This is a genomic window from Paenibacillus sp. MDMC362, from assembly GCF_003269305.1.
Lineage (GTDB): Bacteria > Bacillota > Bacilli > Paenibacillales > Paenibacillaceae > Paenibacillus_AQ.
Window position 1 is genome coordinate 1 of sequence record NZ_QLYT01000081.1, and the last position, 14,005, is coordinate 14,005.

Consider the following 14,005-nt stretch of genomic DNA (forward strand, 5'->3'; position numbering starts at 1 on the left):
CTGCCCCTGCTGGTGGTTGCCCCCGGCAACAACGCACCAGAGCCGCTTCCGCCGGGGCCTGCCCCGCTGCCTTCCGCCGAGCCGCAGGCGGCGGAAGAGCCCACGGTATCCGTCTACGTAACCAAGACGGATACCGTGGAGGAACTGCCGCTGGAACAATATCTCGTCGGCGTCTTGGCCGCCGAGATGCCGGCCGAGTTCCAGCTGGAGGCACTCAAGGCCCAGGCCATCGCGGCACGGACCTATATCGTGCAGCGGCTGGCGTCCGGCGACCGCAGCGGCGTGCCGGACGGCAAGGCCGTGGTGACCGACACGGTCAGCCACCAGGCTTACATCGCCCAAGACGAACTGACGAAGGAATGGCAGCGGCTCGGGAAGGAAGCCGAGCTGGCGAAGCTCCAGCGAGCGGTAAAGGAAACGGCAGGAGTGGTGATGACATATGAGGGTCAGCCGATTACCGCTTCTTTTTTCTCCACCAGTAACGGTTATACCGAAAATTCAGAGGATTACTGGAAGAACGAGATTCCCTACCTGCGCAGTGTGGAGAGTCCTTGGGATAAACAGATTTCACCGAAGTACAAAACAACGATCACGATGCCCCGCTCGGAATTCATAGGAAAGCTTGGTCTTGCGGATGGAGCCGTACCGGTATCGGCAGGAGGGGATGGGGGCGCTTCTTTTTTAAAAGTACTCTCGTATACGCAAGGTCATCGAATTGAGAGCGTACGGGTTGGCGGCAAGAAGTTCACCGGTCGCGAGGTGAGAGAGAGGCTGGGGCTTCGTTCGAGCCAGTTCACCCTTCATATGAAAGACGGCGAGATTGAGATAACGACCTACGGCAACGGTCACGGCGTGGGCATGAGTCAATACGGAGCAGAGGGCATGGCCCGCGAAGGGTATGAAGCGAAAGAGATTCTGGAGCATTACTATACGAATATTTCTTTTGACAAAACTTCAAATCTTCTCTTTTTAAGTGGAAATTCAAAAGGTCGGATTTTCAGCACCGAGAAGGTTGAATGAAGCTAGGGCCTGAGGAGCGGAGCGTACTTTTTGGGTACGTGAGCACTGGAAGGCCCGGCTGAATTCAAGATTCGATGCCGAACTACTTCTTGATTCACTTCGTGATCAAAAGACGACTTTTTGAACAACCTCTCAAAAAAATAATAGTTAGATAACGTATAAAAGAGTTGACCCCGGTAACAATGGTTACTGAGGTGATTGCAAATGAATGAACAGAACAAAAATAGTAAACCCCACGAAGAAACTCCTAAAACTGTGCAAGGAGATTCGGCGGTACCGTCATCTTCGTGGAAGAAAGCATTATCCAAACGGTGGGTGTTCCCGGCAGCATACTTAGCAGCAGCGGCAATTATACTAACCCTCGTGTGGGTCTACCAGGACGCCAGCCAAAAGACGCTGAACCCACAAGAGGAAGCAACAACCGTATCGGATTCGGTTCAAGGCTCGGAGAAGCCTGCTGCAACCGAAGGCAATGACGGAGAAGCTGTAGAAGTAACGGCTAACGCCCAATCGATGATCTGGCCGGTAGCCGACGACGTGGCGGTAAGCATCGTCAAGCCTTACTTTGACGAGACGAACCCGGATTCGCATCAAGAGGCGATGGTGCAGTATAATGACACCTTTACGCCGAATATGGGAATCGACTTGGCTGCTGCGGATGACACGATGTTTGAAGTTCGTGCCGCACTGACAGGTAAAGTAACCCGGGTCGAGAATCATCCGGTTAACGGCAACGTTGTGGAAATTACGTCAGGTGACACGAAAACCGTGTACCAAAGCTTGAACGAAGTGAAAGTGAAGGAAGGCGCTGAAGTGAAGCAGGGCGATTCCATCGCGACTGCCGGGCGCAGTGAGCTTGAGAAGGATCTCGGTAACCATGTACACTTCGAAGTGTACGAGGGCGGGAAACTGGTCAACCCTGTGAGCGTGCTTCCGCAAAAATAATTTCATTTCTTTGTAGCCATGCGCCCACCGCGCACTTGAAGAGGGCAGGATCTTGTGATCCTGTCTTTTTTTTGTTGCGGTTTCGGACGGCAAGTCCAACCCTTGCCGGGCCTTGTTTTTTGGACATTTTAGACTTGTCCGTCACGGGCATGTCCAGAAAATAAATGGGTCCAAGTAAGCTTGTCACCCCTTGAAACCGAGAATATCCCGTCATGCCCCTCATATAATGTACCAAACTATCCACACAGTAGGGAGGCGGGAGCGTGCACGATTACATCAAAGAGCGGACCATTAAGATCGGACGCTGTATCGTGGAAACGAGGCATACGGTTCGAACTATAGCCAAAGAATTTGGCGTGTCGAAGAGCACGGTGCATAAGGACTTAACCGAACGTCTGCCGGAGATCAACCCGGACCTGGCGGATCAGGTGAAGCACATTCTCGAATACCACAAATCCATCCGCCATCTGAGAGGCGGAGAAGCTACCAAGATCAAGTACAAAAAAACCGGCAGCAACCGCGAACCGGTGGCCACGGCGAAATCCTGATTTTTAGGGCTTAGGTCACTAGATTGACGTTGAATCCCTCCCCTAAAGTATGATATGTTAAAAGCTGGTATAGGATCGAAATATGGGACCTGTTTTGCCGAAGATCATCATCGATTGCTAGATTATGTCGAAGGATGGTTCGGTACAGCGAACAGACTCTTTTACCATAAAATAACACTTTGGGGGCTTTTCATGATGTTGAGCAAGGATATTGGAATCGATCTCGGAACGGCGAACGTGCTCATTCACGTAAAGGGGAAGGGGGTAGTGTTAGACGAACCTTCCGTTGTCACTATTGAGACCGACACCAAACGAGTCCTTGCCGTCGGTGAGGAAGCACGGCGCATGGTCGGGCGCACTCCCGGCAACATTACGGCGATCCGCCCGCTGAGGGACGGGGTCATCGCCGACTTCGAAATAACGGAAGCCATGCTGAAGTACTTTATTGATCGCGTGGGCGCGCGCAGTTGGCACAGCCGGCCCCGAATCCTTATCTGTGCACCGACGAACATCACGTCGGTAGAGCAGAAGGCGATCCGGGAAGCGGCTGAGCGCAGCGGCGCAAGGGATGTGTTCCTTGAAGAAGAACCGAAGGCAGCGGCAATTGGCGCAGGGATGGATATTTTCCAGCCGAGCGGTAACATGGTTGTGGACATCGGGGGCGGCACCACAGATGTGGCCGTCCTGTCCATGGGCGATGTCGTCACCGCTTCTTCGATTAAAATGGCGGGGGACAAGTTCGACGAGGCGATCACGAAGTATGTGAAGCATAAATATAAATTGCTGATCGGAGAACGGACGGCAGAAGATTTGAAGGTAGCAATTGGAACGGTTCGTCCAGGCGGTAGACAAGCTGAGATGGATATTCGCGGACGCGATATGGTATCGGGGCTGCCGTTTACCGTAACGGTGTCTTCGGCAGAGGTGCAGGAAGCTCTGTGGGATCCGGTGTCATCGATCGTACTCGCAGCCAAATCCGTTTTGGAGCGGACCCCGCCGGAGCTGTCCGCGGACATTATCGATCGCGGCGTCATACTGACCGGCGGCGGTGCACTGCTTCATGGTTTGGACGAGCTGTTAACGGACGAGCTGCGGGTGCCTGTGCTTGTTGCGGAGGATCCGATGCATTGTGTGGTTAAGGGAACGGGAATTATGCTGGATAATTTGGACAAGGTCGTAAAGAAAAAGTTCTAACCTTCCGATATAGATAATAGAAACGTGATATTGGATTATCAATCTGTATCCATACGATGCAGCTACATAGGACTGCAATTTATACATATGGCCATGCTGAACAGCAGCGATTGGAGATACAATCCGTCAGCGCAGCGGCCATTCACGCATCTATTTTGGAAGGGAAGTGCCTTCATTGTTAAGAGGTCTATATACAGCCGCTTCAGGGATGATGACTCAGGAGCAGCGACATAATACGGTGACGCAGAACATCGCTAACGTCAACACGACAGGCTACAAGGCAACCAATAGCGTACAGCGTTCGTTCCCTGAGGTTCTTGTCTCCATGATCGGCGGCAATGATTCGACGAATGCGGGACGGAAGCTGGGTAAGTTCAACACGGGTGTTTACGCTGAGGAGAGCATATCGCTTTATACTGAAGGCGCGCTGCGTGAAACGGGCAAGTCAACAGACTTTGCGTTGGTATCCTCTTTTACAGTACAGAATCCGGCAACGGGCCAACCTTATCCGTTTGATGCTTCCGGCAGATATGTGGATGAGAACGGCGAGGTGATCTACCGGCCGGAGGGCTTTTTTACGGTTCAGAATGAGAATGGGGATATCCGTTATACCCGTAACGGCAGCTTCCGGGTCAGCCCGGATGGCAGCCTCTTGAGCCAGAGCGGCTATCAAGTTCTGGATAACAATAACAGACCGATTGTATTGACAGGCTCGGCGAGTAACTTTACAGTGAATGAGCAAGGTGAAATCATGGACGCAGATGGCAATGGGACAGGCATCATTCTCGGAGTAAGCCTCGTGAGCGAGCCTCATGGACTGATTCGTGAAGGTGATGGCGTGTTCCGAATGGCCGATCCGGACGGGGAAGTGCGTTTTATGGCACCCGGTGATAACGGAGTTATCCGCCAGGGATTCATCGAGGGGTCCAACGTGGATCCGACGCAATCGATGGTTGAATTGACGGCTGCGCTGCGCGCGTATGAAACGAACCAAAAAATCGTTCAGTATTACGACAGAACGCTGGAGAAGGCGGTCAATGAGATCGGCCGAGTCTAAGCTGAGTTTGTAAGTAGTCAGGCAGCACAACTGCTGTAGGAAAATGTGAGCCCACGGGAGGTAAGTGATGAACAACTCGATGATTAGTGCCATGGTGTCGATGAATGCCCTCCAGCAGCGATTGGATGTCATTGCGGACAATATAGCAAACGTCAATACGGCTGGTTATAAGAAAAAGGAGGGATCCTTTGAAGATGTGCTGACGCAGGTTCAGCGGCATCACAAGGATTTCGACCGGACGGGCCGTGCGACACCGCTTGGCTATACACTCGGGTATGGCATGAGACTATCTTCCGTTCTCCAGAACATGGAGCAGGGGGCCATGAAGGAAACCGGTAATCCGCTCGATCTGATGATTGATGGACAAGCTATGTTCGCCGTTCAGGGAGACGGCGCAATTGGATATACCCGCGAAGGCGGATTTCATGTATCTCCGGATGCCCGGAACCCAAACAACCTGCTGCTGGTCAATTCACAAGGCTATCCAGTGCTTGACGTGAACAATAATCCTATCTCGCTTCCGGCCAAGGGGAAAGTTGCCATTAACCAGAAAGGGCAGATTATCGTGGAGACCCCAACGGGTCGAACGGCTCCTTATGCAACCTTGAAGCTGGTTGAGCTTGAGCGTCCGGAGGGCTTGGTTGCTGTCGGCGATAACCTGTTCGTCGTAGGAAACGGCTTGACGGAAGGCGATGTGTTCGATTTAACACCGCCGGCTCCGGGCGAGCCTCTGAAATCGAAGGTGCTTTCCGGTTTTATTGAACAATCGAATGTCAATTTGACCGATGAAATGACCAAAATGATGGAAGTTCAGCGGGCCTACCAGCTGACGGCGCGTGCGCTTAGTTCAAGCGATACCATGATGAACCTTGCCAACACAATGCGAGGGTAGGTGGGCATCATGAGTGAATCAAACGCCAAAAAACGATCCAAGACATCCGGATGGAAAATCGCTGTCCGCATCATGATTCCTGTATTGCTCGTATTGGCATTATTCGGAGGCATGGTCTTCGGATATGTTGTGCTCGGCGATCAGGAGCTCAGTGAAGTGTTTGAATGGGGCACATGGAAGCATGTTTTTGATTTGATTTTCGCACCGTGACGAGAGGTCAAGGTGAACACAATGTCTTGAGATAAGATGCCAAACTCCCTGTAAGGGAGTTTTCTTTTTTTGGGGTTAAACGGTATAATGGGATGGGACTTGCGTATTAACTTTGTCATTTCATGACAATGGACGGATGTATATAAAATAACCCCACAAAGTGGAGCCTTTGCTGCGATGCTTATTCCAAATACTTTGCGGGGACCCCCAAAAACTTGTAAAAGGGCCCTCTCCTCGTACACAAGTGTCCGATGGGAGAAAGCCCCTTATCTAAAACCTTCACTTCTGCAGCGGTGAAGGATATCCATCATTTTTTCCGCAGATCCTTCTTTTTATGCACATGATCTGAAATTCGTTAAGAAAACCTCAAGAGAAAGCATGATACAGCCGTAATAATACCTCCCGCGGCTTGAGAAAGCGGCACAGCGGCAGCAAATGGAACGAACAACCCTTTTCAAACGCTGTGCTTGGCGGGTACGTACATAAGGAGGATTTTAATACTATGTTGAACATCAAACAGATTCAAGAAATTATTCCCCATCGCCCCCCGTTTTTGCTGGTCGATAAAATTGTGGAGATTGAGGACGGCAAACGAGCGGTCGGCATCAAGAACGTGACGATCAATGAGCCTTTCTTTGTCGGACATTTCCCTGAATATGCTGTTATGCCGGGAGTCCTGATCGTAGAAGCCTTGGCGCAGGTCGGTGCTGTCGCGATTCTTAATGTAGAGAGCAACCGGGGAAAGCTTGGCTTTTTGGCGGGCATTGACGGTTTCCGTTTCCGTGGGCAAGTGGTACCGGGTGATACGCTGCGGCTGGAAGTCGAGATCATTCGTTTGAAGGGCATGATCGGCAAAGGGAAAGCAACCGCTACAGTGGATGGACGTGTAGTTGCCGAGGGAGAAATTATGTTTGCTCTCGCGGATAAGGAATAATTTTCAGACTATTCTTGTTTGGATGAGGAAGGGAGACTTTTTTTCATGTCAGAGATGAGTCAGAGAACAATCGATACGGTACAACGTTGGTTGAATGACCCTTATGTAGATGAGGAGACGAAACAGGAACTGCGTTCACTCGAGCACGACACCAAAGAGCTGGAGGAACGGTTTTATCGTGATCTGGAATTTGGCACGGGCGGTCTGCGCGGTGTTATCGGTGCAGGCAGCAACCGGATTAATAAATATACGGTAGGCCGCGCAACCCAAGGCTTTGCACAATATATTCTGGAGGCTCACGGCACCGCGGAGGGCAAGCCTTCCGTTGTCATTGCCCATGATTCCCGGCATTTCTCGCCGGAATTTGCGTTAGAGGCTGCTTTGGTTTTGGCCGGAAACGGGATTGTAGCGAAACTGTATCCTTCCTTGCGATCAACGCCGCAATTGTCATTCAGCGTGCGTCACTTGGGTGCTACCGGAGGAATCGTTATCACGGCAAGCCATAATCCGCCGGAATACAACGGTTATAAGGTGTACAACCGTGAAGGCGGCCAGCTGGTACCGGACGAAGCAGAGAACGTGATTGCCCGGATACAGGAGGTGGATTCCTTCTCCGCGGTCAAGAGGCTGTCTCAAGCGGATGCAGAGGCTCAAGGCCTGCTGGTTTGGCTGGGCGAAGCGGAGGACCAGGCTTTTGCGGATACGGTGGCGAGTGTCAGCGTGAACCGGGATCTTATCGAATCCAAGCTGGGCGAGGATATCCATATTGTATTCACGCCGTTACATGGCACAGGGCAAGCACCCGTAGAGCGCGTGCTTAAGAGCATCGGCTTTAAGCATATTCATGTCGTTCCGGAGCAAGCCAAGCCGGATGGAAACTTCTCCACTGTCAAATCTCCAAATCCGGAGGAGCGGGAAGCTTTTACACTCGCGATGAAGCTTGGCGAGAAAGTGGGAGCTGACATTTTGATCGGGACGGATCCCGATGCGGATCGTATGGGAGCTGTCGTGAAGAATAGCCAGGGCGAATACGTCGTCCTGACAGGCAATCAATCCGGCGCGATTATGATCCACTATTTACTGGGTCAATTGAAGGAAGCGGGTAAGCTGCCTAATAATGGTGCGGTTATCAAGACGATCGTAACGAGTGAGATGGGGGCGGCGATTGCCGAGCATTATGGTGCCACCGTCTTGAATACATTGACTGGCTTCAAATACATTGGTGAGAAAATGACCCAGTTCGAGGAGTCCGGCAGCCATACGTATCTGTTTGGTTATGAGGAGAGTTACGGCTATTTGGCTGGCAATTATGCCCGCGACAAGGATGCCGTATTGGCTTCGATGCTCATATGCGAAGCAGCCGCTTATTATAAAGGACAAGGCAAGACGCTGTACGATGTGCTGCAGGAGCTGTATGAGCAGTTCGGTTATTTCCTCGAGACACTGGAATCCCGGACGCTCAAGGGTAAGGATGGAGTCGCCCAGATTCAAGCGAAAATGTCCGATTGGCGCGATAATCCCCCCGGAGAAGTCGGAGGCGTGCCGGTTAAGCAGGTGCTTGATTATGCTGAAGGCCTGGACGGGCTGCCGAAGGAAAATGTATTAAAGTATCTGCTTGAAGACGGATCTTGGTTCTGCCTGAGACCTTCCGGTACCGAACCGAAGATCAAAGTTTATTTTGCTGTGCGCGGCGAATCCCTCGCCGATGCGAATCGCAAAATTCAATCGCTCTCGGAGCAAGTCATGGCCCGGGTAGACGCTTAAACATAGATACATTGGATGAGAGAAGAGAACGAAGGGAGTTTACGATGGTTGCTGCAAGGCTCCACAGAGCTGTTGCCCTCCATGGTAAACTTCCATAGGTTCGATGAGGAGGTACTTTCGTGGTTCAGAATTGGAAGCGCTGGAACACAGCAGCCCGCAAGTGGCTGTGGATTCTGGTTGTTCTTGGCGTTGCAGCGGCCCTGCCGGTAGGTTATGACCGACTGCAAACAGAATCAACATCAAAGAATGTAGAGCTGGTGTTTGATTATCGGGATTTGTTGGATGTCGCGGCGTATCAATCCAAGCCGCAGGATTTTTTATCTGAGCAGCTGGATCGCCTGAAAGAGGCTGGCGTAATCAGTATGGCGCTTTATGAAAGCACGCTGGACGAGCTGGTGAAATCGCGGCGAATATCGGTATACGACGGGCAGCAGGTCGCTGATCTGACAGGTACGACGGTCTCCCCGAACGAGAATTTTACGTATGTTTCATTCCTGAACGAGGAAAGCGCGACTTTAATTAAACCCATTATCGAAGAAACCTACACGAGATTAGGTATTCCGGTAAGATCCTGGCAGTTCGATCGTGGAGTGGATGGGTTGGTGCTGGAAACTCCGCGTTCCAATGCAGTGATTAAACCGCTGTCTCCAGACCCGATTACCATTGGTATGCTCCGAGAGAAGGGCTTTAACATTGTGCCGCGTCTGTCGGACAGTCTTCCGTACGACCAGGCCTATATGGAGAAGCTGATGGCATACTTCGCGGACAACGGCGTAAAACGAATTTTGTTTGAAGGTGATTCCGCAAGAGGCTTCAATGATGATGCAGACATGAAAAGCTTGGATTCCTTTGGCGAGCTTTTGAACCAACACGGCATCGGCCTCGTGGCGATTGAGAATATCAAGCGTCCGCAAAAAGGATTTACGAAGCTTGCTTATTTAACAGATTACAATGTAACCCGTATTTATTCCTTAAGCGAGCGGGATGCTAATCTGGAGCCTGAGGTTATTGGAGACCGTTTTGCTCTGGCTTCCAAAGACCGTAACATTCGAATGTTCTATTTAAACGCGGAGCCGAGCCGGGATATGACCAAAGCATCCGTTACTCACCCGCTGGATAATTTGATTGACAGTTTGACAGGCACGGGTCAGGCCATTAAGCAGATCGAAGACAATGGCTTCACCATGGGTCCTGCAGAGCCGTTTAAGGTAACCGACTCTTCCTTGCAGCGTTACTTCAAGCTTGGGGCTGTCGTGGGAGCCCTAGCTCTGATCACGCTCATGATTTCCTATTACATTCCGTTCCTTACGATTGCCGCATTCCTGATCGGGCTTTTGGGCAGTGCGGGATTGTATGTTCTGAAGCCGACCTTGCTTGAACAGGCCTTGGCTTTATTTGCGGCGATCAGTGCTCCAACGGTTGCCGTCATTCTGGCGATTCGCAAAGTCAATGAAACGCAGCAGAGCATACCGGACATGAGTCCTGGCAGAAGAGTGACCCATTCGATCGTACTATTGATAAAGACTACGATCTTGTCGCTTGCAGCCGTACCGATCGTTGTTGCGTTATTGAATAATGTGACCTATATGCTCGTTCTGGATCAGTTCCGCGGCGTGAGCTTGCTGGCTGCAGCGCCGATAGGACTCATTGCAATCTATGTGGTTCTGTACCGGGGTGGATCCACTTATAGCTCAATCCTGAAATTGCTTAAAGCACCGATCTCCCTGACATGGGTCATCGCAGCCGGTATTGTGGCTATTGTCGGTTGGTACTATCTCACTCGTACAGGTAATGCAGGCTCTGTGTCCTCGATCGAAATGGCATTCCGTACATTCCTGGAAAACACGTTTGGCGTACGTCCGCGTAATAAGGAGTTCTTGCTTGCCCATCCAATGATGGTACTCGGCGTGTTCCTTTCATTTAAATACCGTCACGCCGTTTATCTGCTCATTATCGGTGTAATGGGGCAGCTGTCGATGGTCGGAACATTCACGCATATTCACACGCCGCTCTATATTTCGGCCATTCGCGTTGTACTGGGTCTTGGACTCGGCTTGATTATCGGATTGATCGCGATATGGGTATGGCAAGTGGCAGAAAGGATCTGGAAACGATGGTCTCCACTTCTAAGACAATAGTCATCTCCGGATACTACGGATTCAAAAATAGCGGTGACGAAGCGGTCCTCAAATCCATCTTGACCGCTCTGGAACAGGAGGGTAAGGCAACGGGGATTGTGATCAATCCCGTTGTACTTTCCATTGACCCGGATTGGACTTCGGCTGCCTATGGGGTAAAGTCCGTACACCGGATGAAGCTGGGAGAAGTTCGACAGGCAATCAAGGACAGCGACGGTTTGATCAGCGGTGGAGGAAGCTTGCTGCAGGATGCCACCAGTCCGAAGACAATCCCGTATTACCTGGGCGTCCTCAAGATCGCGCAGTGGCTTGGTAAACCGACGTTTATTTATGCGCAGGGCGTCGGTCCGGTCAACCGTAAGCTGTTTTATCCGATGATTCGCTCGATCTTCCGAAAATGCACCTACATCTCGGTGCGTGACATTCAGTCAGGTGAACTGCTTCAGTCGATGGGAATACCGGGGGAATCCATACACGTCGTACCCGATCCGGTGATGGGCTTGCCGCTGCCGGAGGGCGAGGATGTTCAGCGTGATTTCAACCCGGGATCGGGTTTAGAAGAGAACGATGTCGCATCAGTTTCTTCTATTGAAGAACATCTTGAATCATTCGATGAACCTTTAGTGCAATCCCCATTATCAAATTGCGAAACGGAAGGGGGAAGATCTCTGCCGGTTATCGGTATTTCGGTTCGATATTGGCATCCGGAACGCAAAGAGCTGAAGGCTGTTGCGGAAGGTTTAAAGGCATTAGCCGCACAGCGTCCGGTACATCTTCGCTTTCTCCCTTTTCATCAGCCGGATGATCTTGAGGCTTCGCAGTTTATTGCTAGCGGTATTGGCGATATTTCCAAGAATGGTTCGATTATCAGTTTCTATCGTGATGAGAAGCAGCCGCAGGACATGCTGCGTGAGGTCAGCCGTTGTGATATGGTATTGGGCATGCGTCTGCATAGCCTGATCTATGCCGCTAATCAGCGTGTGCCGTTGCTCGGAATTTCCTATGATCCGAAAATCAATCACTTTTTGAAGCGGCTGGGCAGCGAACCTGCGGGAAGCAGTGAATCACTTGACGCAGATGCGTTAAAGGATCAGATGCTGAAGCTGTTAGACGATGCAGCGGCATGGAAAGCGGAGCACGGCGAGCAGATTACCGTATTGAAACAAGAGGCTGCGCTGCCTGCACGCCACATTGCCCAATATTTACGCCATAGAGGATGATAAACATGAAACAGACCTATCCATTTCCTACCGTATCGGTGTTCGAGATTCCCTTTTCCAAGCTTAGTATGCAAGATACGGTGAAATTCCTGACAGAGGCTGTTCAGTCAAGGCAGCCCCACCATGTTATAACGGCGAATCCGATCATGGTGATGACGGCCGTCAACCAACCGGAATATAAACAGATGATGCAAAGTGCTGAGATCATCGTTCCGGATGGGACGGGGATCGTCTGGGCTGCCAGTGTGGGCGGCGAACCGCTGGAGGGGCGCGTCACCGGCTTTGAACTGTTACATGAATTGTTGAAGGTCGGGGAAACCTACAGATGGAAGTTCTTTCTGCTGGGAACCACTGCCGAGGTGATTCAGGAAGCTGCCGAAAGGTTACAAATGCAATATCCGGCTGCGATTATATGCGGCTACCGGGACGGTTTTTTTGGACCTGACGAAGATGCTGCCGTCATTGAGCAGATTCGGGCAGCTTCACCGGATATTTTGTTTGTCGCCCGTGGTGCGGACAACCAAGAGCCTTGGATTGCCCAGCATAAACAAGCGCTTCAAGTTCCGGTTGTTATGGGAGTCGGGGGATCTTTCGATATTATCTCCGGCAAACTGAAGCGGGCGCCGAAAGTATTCCAAAAGCTGCGTCTCGAATGGTTTTACCGCCTTCTGAAGGAGCCCACCCGTTACAAAAGAATGCTTGCGCTGCCGAAATTCGTAGTGAAAGTGCTGCGCGAGAAAGAAAACGTAACGAAATCGAGCTAAATGGCTCATTTCTGTGGGGGAAATCCGGGATTTCACCGGAAATTGGTATTGGTTTTTGGACCCGAAGGGAGTATAATTCAACCGGTAGATAATATTGGGGGTCGAATGATTACATGTTAATGATATACATCATCGGGTTTATCGTATCGCTGACGCTCGCCCTGCTCTTAACGCCGCTTGTGAAGAAGTTTGCGGTTAAGATTGGTGCCGTTGACGTTCCTAATGCCCGCAAGGTTCATACCCGGATCATGCCCCGACTCGGGGGACTCGGCATCTATCTGGCTTTTATACTTGGACTGATTGCAGTTCTTCCTTTTCTTCCGGATAGCCTGTCGCCTCGCGATGCCAACTTTATGAAGGCATTTCTGATCGGCGGTTCCATGATCGTATTGATCGGAGCCTTGGATGATCGATTTGAACTTTCGGCCAAAGTGAAGTTTCTGGCTCAAATTGCAGCTGCTTGCGTAGTTGTATTCGGATTTAATATTACCGTGGACTTTGTAAATATACCGTTTCAGGACCGGTACTCCATGCTGGAGAGCTGGGTATCGATTCCGCTGACGATCTTCTGGATTGTCGGCGTAACCAACGCGATTAATCTCATTGACGGACTGGATGGACTTGCAGCCGGTGTTTCGGGCATTGCAATCGGCACGATTCTGGTCATGGCCGTCTTGATGGGCAACACCACCGTTGCCTTGCTCTGTCTGCTGCTGCTCGGCAGCATTATCGGGTTCCTGTTCTTCAACTTCCATCCGGCCAAGATTTTCATGGGGGATACGGGCTCGTTATTCCTTGGATTCTGTTTGGCCATGCTGTCCTTGCTTGGATTTAAGCAGATTGCGATTGTATCCTTCATTACGCCGCTGATTATTATCGGTGTTCCGTTGTCTGATACATTTTTCGCTATCATCCGTCGTAAAATACAGAAGAAACCGATCTTCGCACCGGACAAGGGACATCTGCATCACTGTCTGCGCGAGCTTGGATTCAGTCACCGTCAGACGGTGTTGATCATTTATGTGATTGCCGCGTTTTTCGGCGTACTGGCTGTCATTCAATCTTCGGCTGCCATGTATGAAGCCAACTGGGTCACCTTCGTCGTGATCTGCGTCATGATGTGTTTCATGCAGATCGGAGCGGAAATTATCGGACTGGTCGGCAAGACCAAGCGGCCGATTCTGGGTCTCATCAATCGTATGCGAATGAAGGCAAATCCCGAAAGCCGCACGAAGTAGAACTTATTCTTTTTCATGATGTGTCCGGATCGGACATGCCAGCCTCACCCAAAAAGGGTGAGGCTTTTTTGTGATTTTTTC

The 14,005-nt window shown here is 51.0% G+C and carries 13 protein-coding genes; all 13 read left to right on the forward strand.

The genetic code is table 11. The annotated features are described in order from the left end of the window. Positions 1-1,020: stage II sporulation protein D (spoIID, locus tag DP091_RS29420; protein WP_258394738.1), on the forward strand; the 1,020-nt coding region annotated here is incomplete at its 5' end. Positions 1,021-1,224: 204 nt separating this feature from the next. Then, positions 1,225-1,965 carry a M23 family metallopeptidase gene (locus DP091_RS29425; protein ID WP_113061586.1) on the forward strand — a complete coding sequence of 247 codons (741 nt, stop codon included), beginning with the start codon at positions 1,225-1,227 and terminating at the stop codon, positions 1,963-1,965. A 263-nt stretch (positions 1,966-2,228) separates the two neighbouring features. Continuing rightward, positions 2,229-2,513, forward strand: a complete 285-nt coding sequence (spoIIID, locus tag DP091_RS29430) for a sporulation transcriptional regulator SpoIIID (protein WP_009594246.1) — start codon at positions 2,229-2,231, stop codon at positions 2,511-2,513. Positions 2,514-2,708: 195 nt separating this feature from the next. Next, positions 2,709-3,707, forward strand: coding sequence for a rod shape-determining protein (mreB, locus tag DP091_RS29435; protein WP_063479709.1), 999 nt, complete (start codon positions 2,709-2,711; stop codon positions 3,705-3,707). Positions 3,708-3,882: 175 nt separating this feature from the next. Beyond that, on the forward strand, positions 3,883-4,764 hold the full coding sequence (locus tag DP091_RS29440; protein ID WP_113061587.1) for a flagellar hook-basal body protein: 882 nt from the start codon (positions 3,883-3,885) through the stop codon (positions 4,762-4,764). Between the two features lie 67 nt (positions 4,765-4,831). Continuing rightward, the gene (locus tag DP091_RS29445; RefSeq protein WP_113061588.1) at positions 4,832-5,656 is read left to right on the forward strand and encodes a flagellar hook-basal body protein; all 825 of its coding nucleotides are present in this window, start codon (positions 4,832-4,834) and stop codon (positions 5,654-5,656) included. 9 nt (positions 5,657-5,665) lie between these two features. Continuing rightward, positions 5,666-5,866, forward strand: coding sequence for a DNA-directed RNA polymerase subunit beta (locus DP091_RS29450; RefSeq protein ID WP_009594210.1), 201 nt, complete (start codon positions 5,666-5,668; stop codon positions 5,864-5,866). Between the two features lie 502 nt (positions 5,867-6,368). After that, the gene (fabZ, locus tag DP091_RS29455) at positions 6,369-6,800 is read left to right on the forward strand and encodes a 3-hydroxyacyl-ACP dehydratase FabZ (protein WP_007133270.1); all 432 of its coding nucleotides are present in this window, start codon (positions 6,369-6,371) and stop codon (positions 6,798-6,800) included. A 45-nt stretch (positions 6,801-6,845) separates the two neighbouring features. Then, positions 6,846-8,564 (forward strand): phospho-sugar mutase, encoded by a 1,719-nt coding sequence (locus tag DP091_RS29460; protein ID WP_113061589.1) that lies wholly within the window; start codon positions 6,846-6,848, stop codon positions 8,562-8,564. A gap of 119 nt (positions 8,565-8,683) precedes the next feature. Next, on the forward strand, positions 8,684-10,702 hold the full coding sequence (locus DP091_RS29465; RefSeq protein WP_113061590.1) for a DUF5693 family protein: 2,019 nt from the start codon (positions 8,684-8,686) through the stop codon (positions 10,700-10,702). Further along, on the forward strand, positions 10,678-11,922 hold the full coding sequence (gene csaB / locus DP091_RS29470; RefSeq protein ID WP_113061591.1) for a polysaccharide pyruvyl transferase CsaB: 1,245 nt from the start codon (positions 10,678-10,680) through the stop codon (positions 11,920-11,922). The genes DP091_RS29465 and csaB overlap by 25 nt, the downstream gene beginning before the upstream one ends. Before the next feature lie 5 nt (positions 11,923-11,927). Next, positions 11,928-12,686, forward strand: a complete 759-nt coding sequence (locus DP091_RS29475; protein ID WP_113061592.1) for a WecB/TagA/CpsF family glycosyltransferase — start codon at positions 11,928-11,930, stop codon at positions 12,684-12,686. A 113-nt stretch (positions 12,687-12,799) separates the two neighbouring features. Next, positions 12,800-13,924, forward strand: coding sequence for a glycosyltransferase family 4 protein (locus DP091_RS29480; RefSeq protein ID WP_071219817.1), 1,125 nt, complete (start codon positions 12,800-12,802; stop codon positions 13,922-13,924). The last annotated feature ends 81 nt before the right edge of the window (positions 13,925-14,005 follow it).

What these genes read in the sequence shown, in the direction of transcription:
- DP091_RS29425 (WP_113061586.1), top strand. Translation starts at nt 1,225, where the DNA reads ATGAATGAACAGAACAAAAATAGTAAACCCCACGAAGAAACTCCTAAA.
- mreB (WP_063479709.1), top strand. Translation starts at nt 2,709, where the DNA reads ATGTTGAGCAAGGATATTGGAATCGATCTCGGAACGGCGAACGTGCTC.
- DP091_RS29445 (WP_113061588.1), top strand. Translation starts at nt 4,832, where the DNA reads ATGAACAACTCGATGATTAGTGCCATGGTGTCGATGAATGCCCTCCAG.
- DP091_RS29450 (WP_009594210.1), top strand. Translation starts at nt 5,666, where the DNA reads ATGAGTGAATCAAACGCCAAAAAACGATCCAAGACATCCGGATGGAAA.
- fabZ (WP_007133270.1), top strand. Translation starts at nt 6,369, where the DNA reads ATGTTGAACATCAAACAGATTCAAGAAATTATTCCCCATCGCCCCCCG.
- DP091_RS29460 (WP_113061589.1), top strand. Translation starts at nt 6,846, where the DNA reads ATGTCAGAGATGAGTCAGAGAACAATCGATACGGTACAACGTTGGTTG.
- csaB (WP_113061591.1), top strand. Translation starts at nt 10,678, where the DNA reads ATGGTCTCCACTTCTAAGACAATAGTCATCTCCGGATACTACGGATTC.
- DP091_RS29475 (WP_113061592.1), top strand. Translation starts at nt 11,928, where the DNA reads ATGAAACAGACCTATCCATTTCCTACCGTATCGGTGTTCGAGATTCCC.
- DP091_RS29480 (WP_071219817.1), top strand. Translation starts at nt 12,800, where the DNA reads ATGTTAATGATATACATCATCGGGTTTATCGTATCGCTGACGCTCGCC.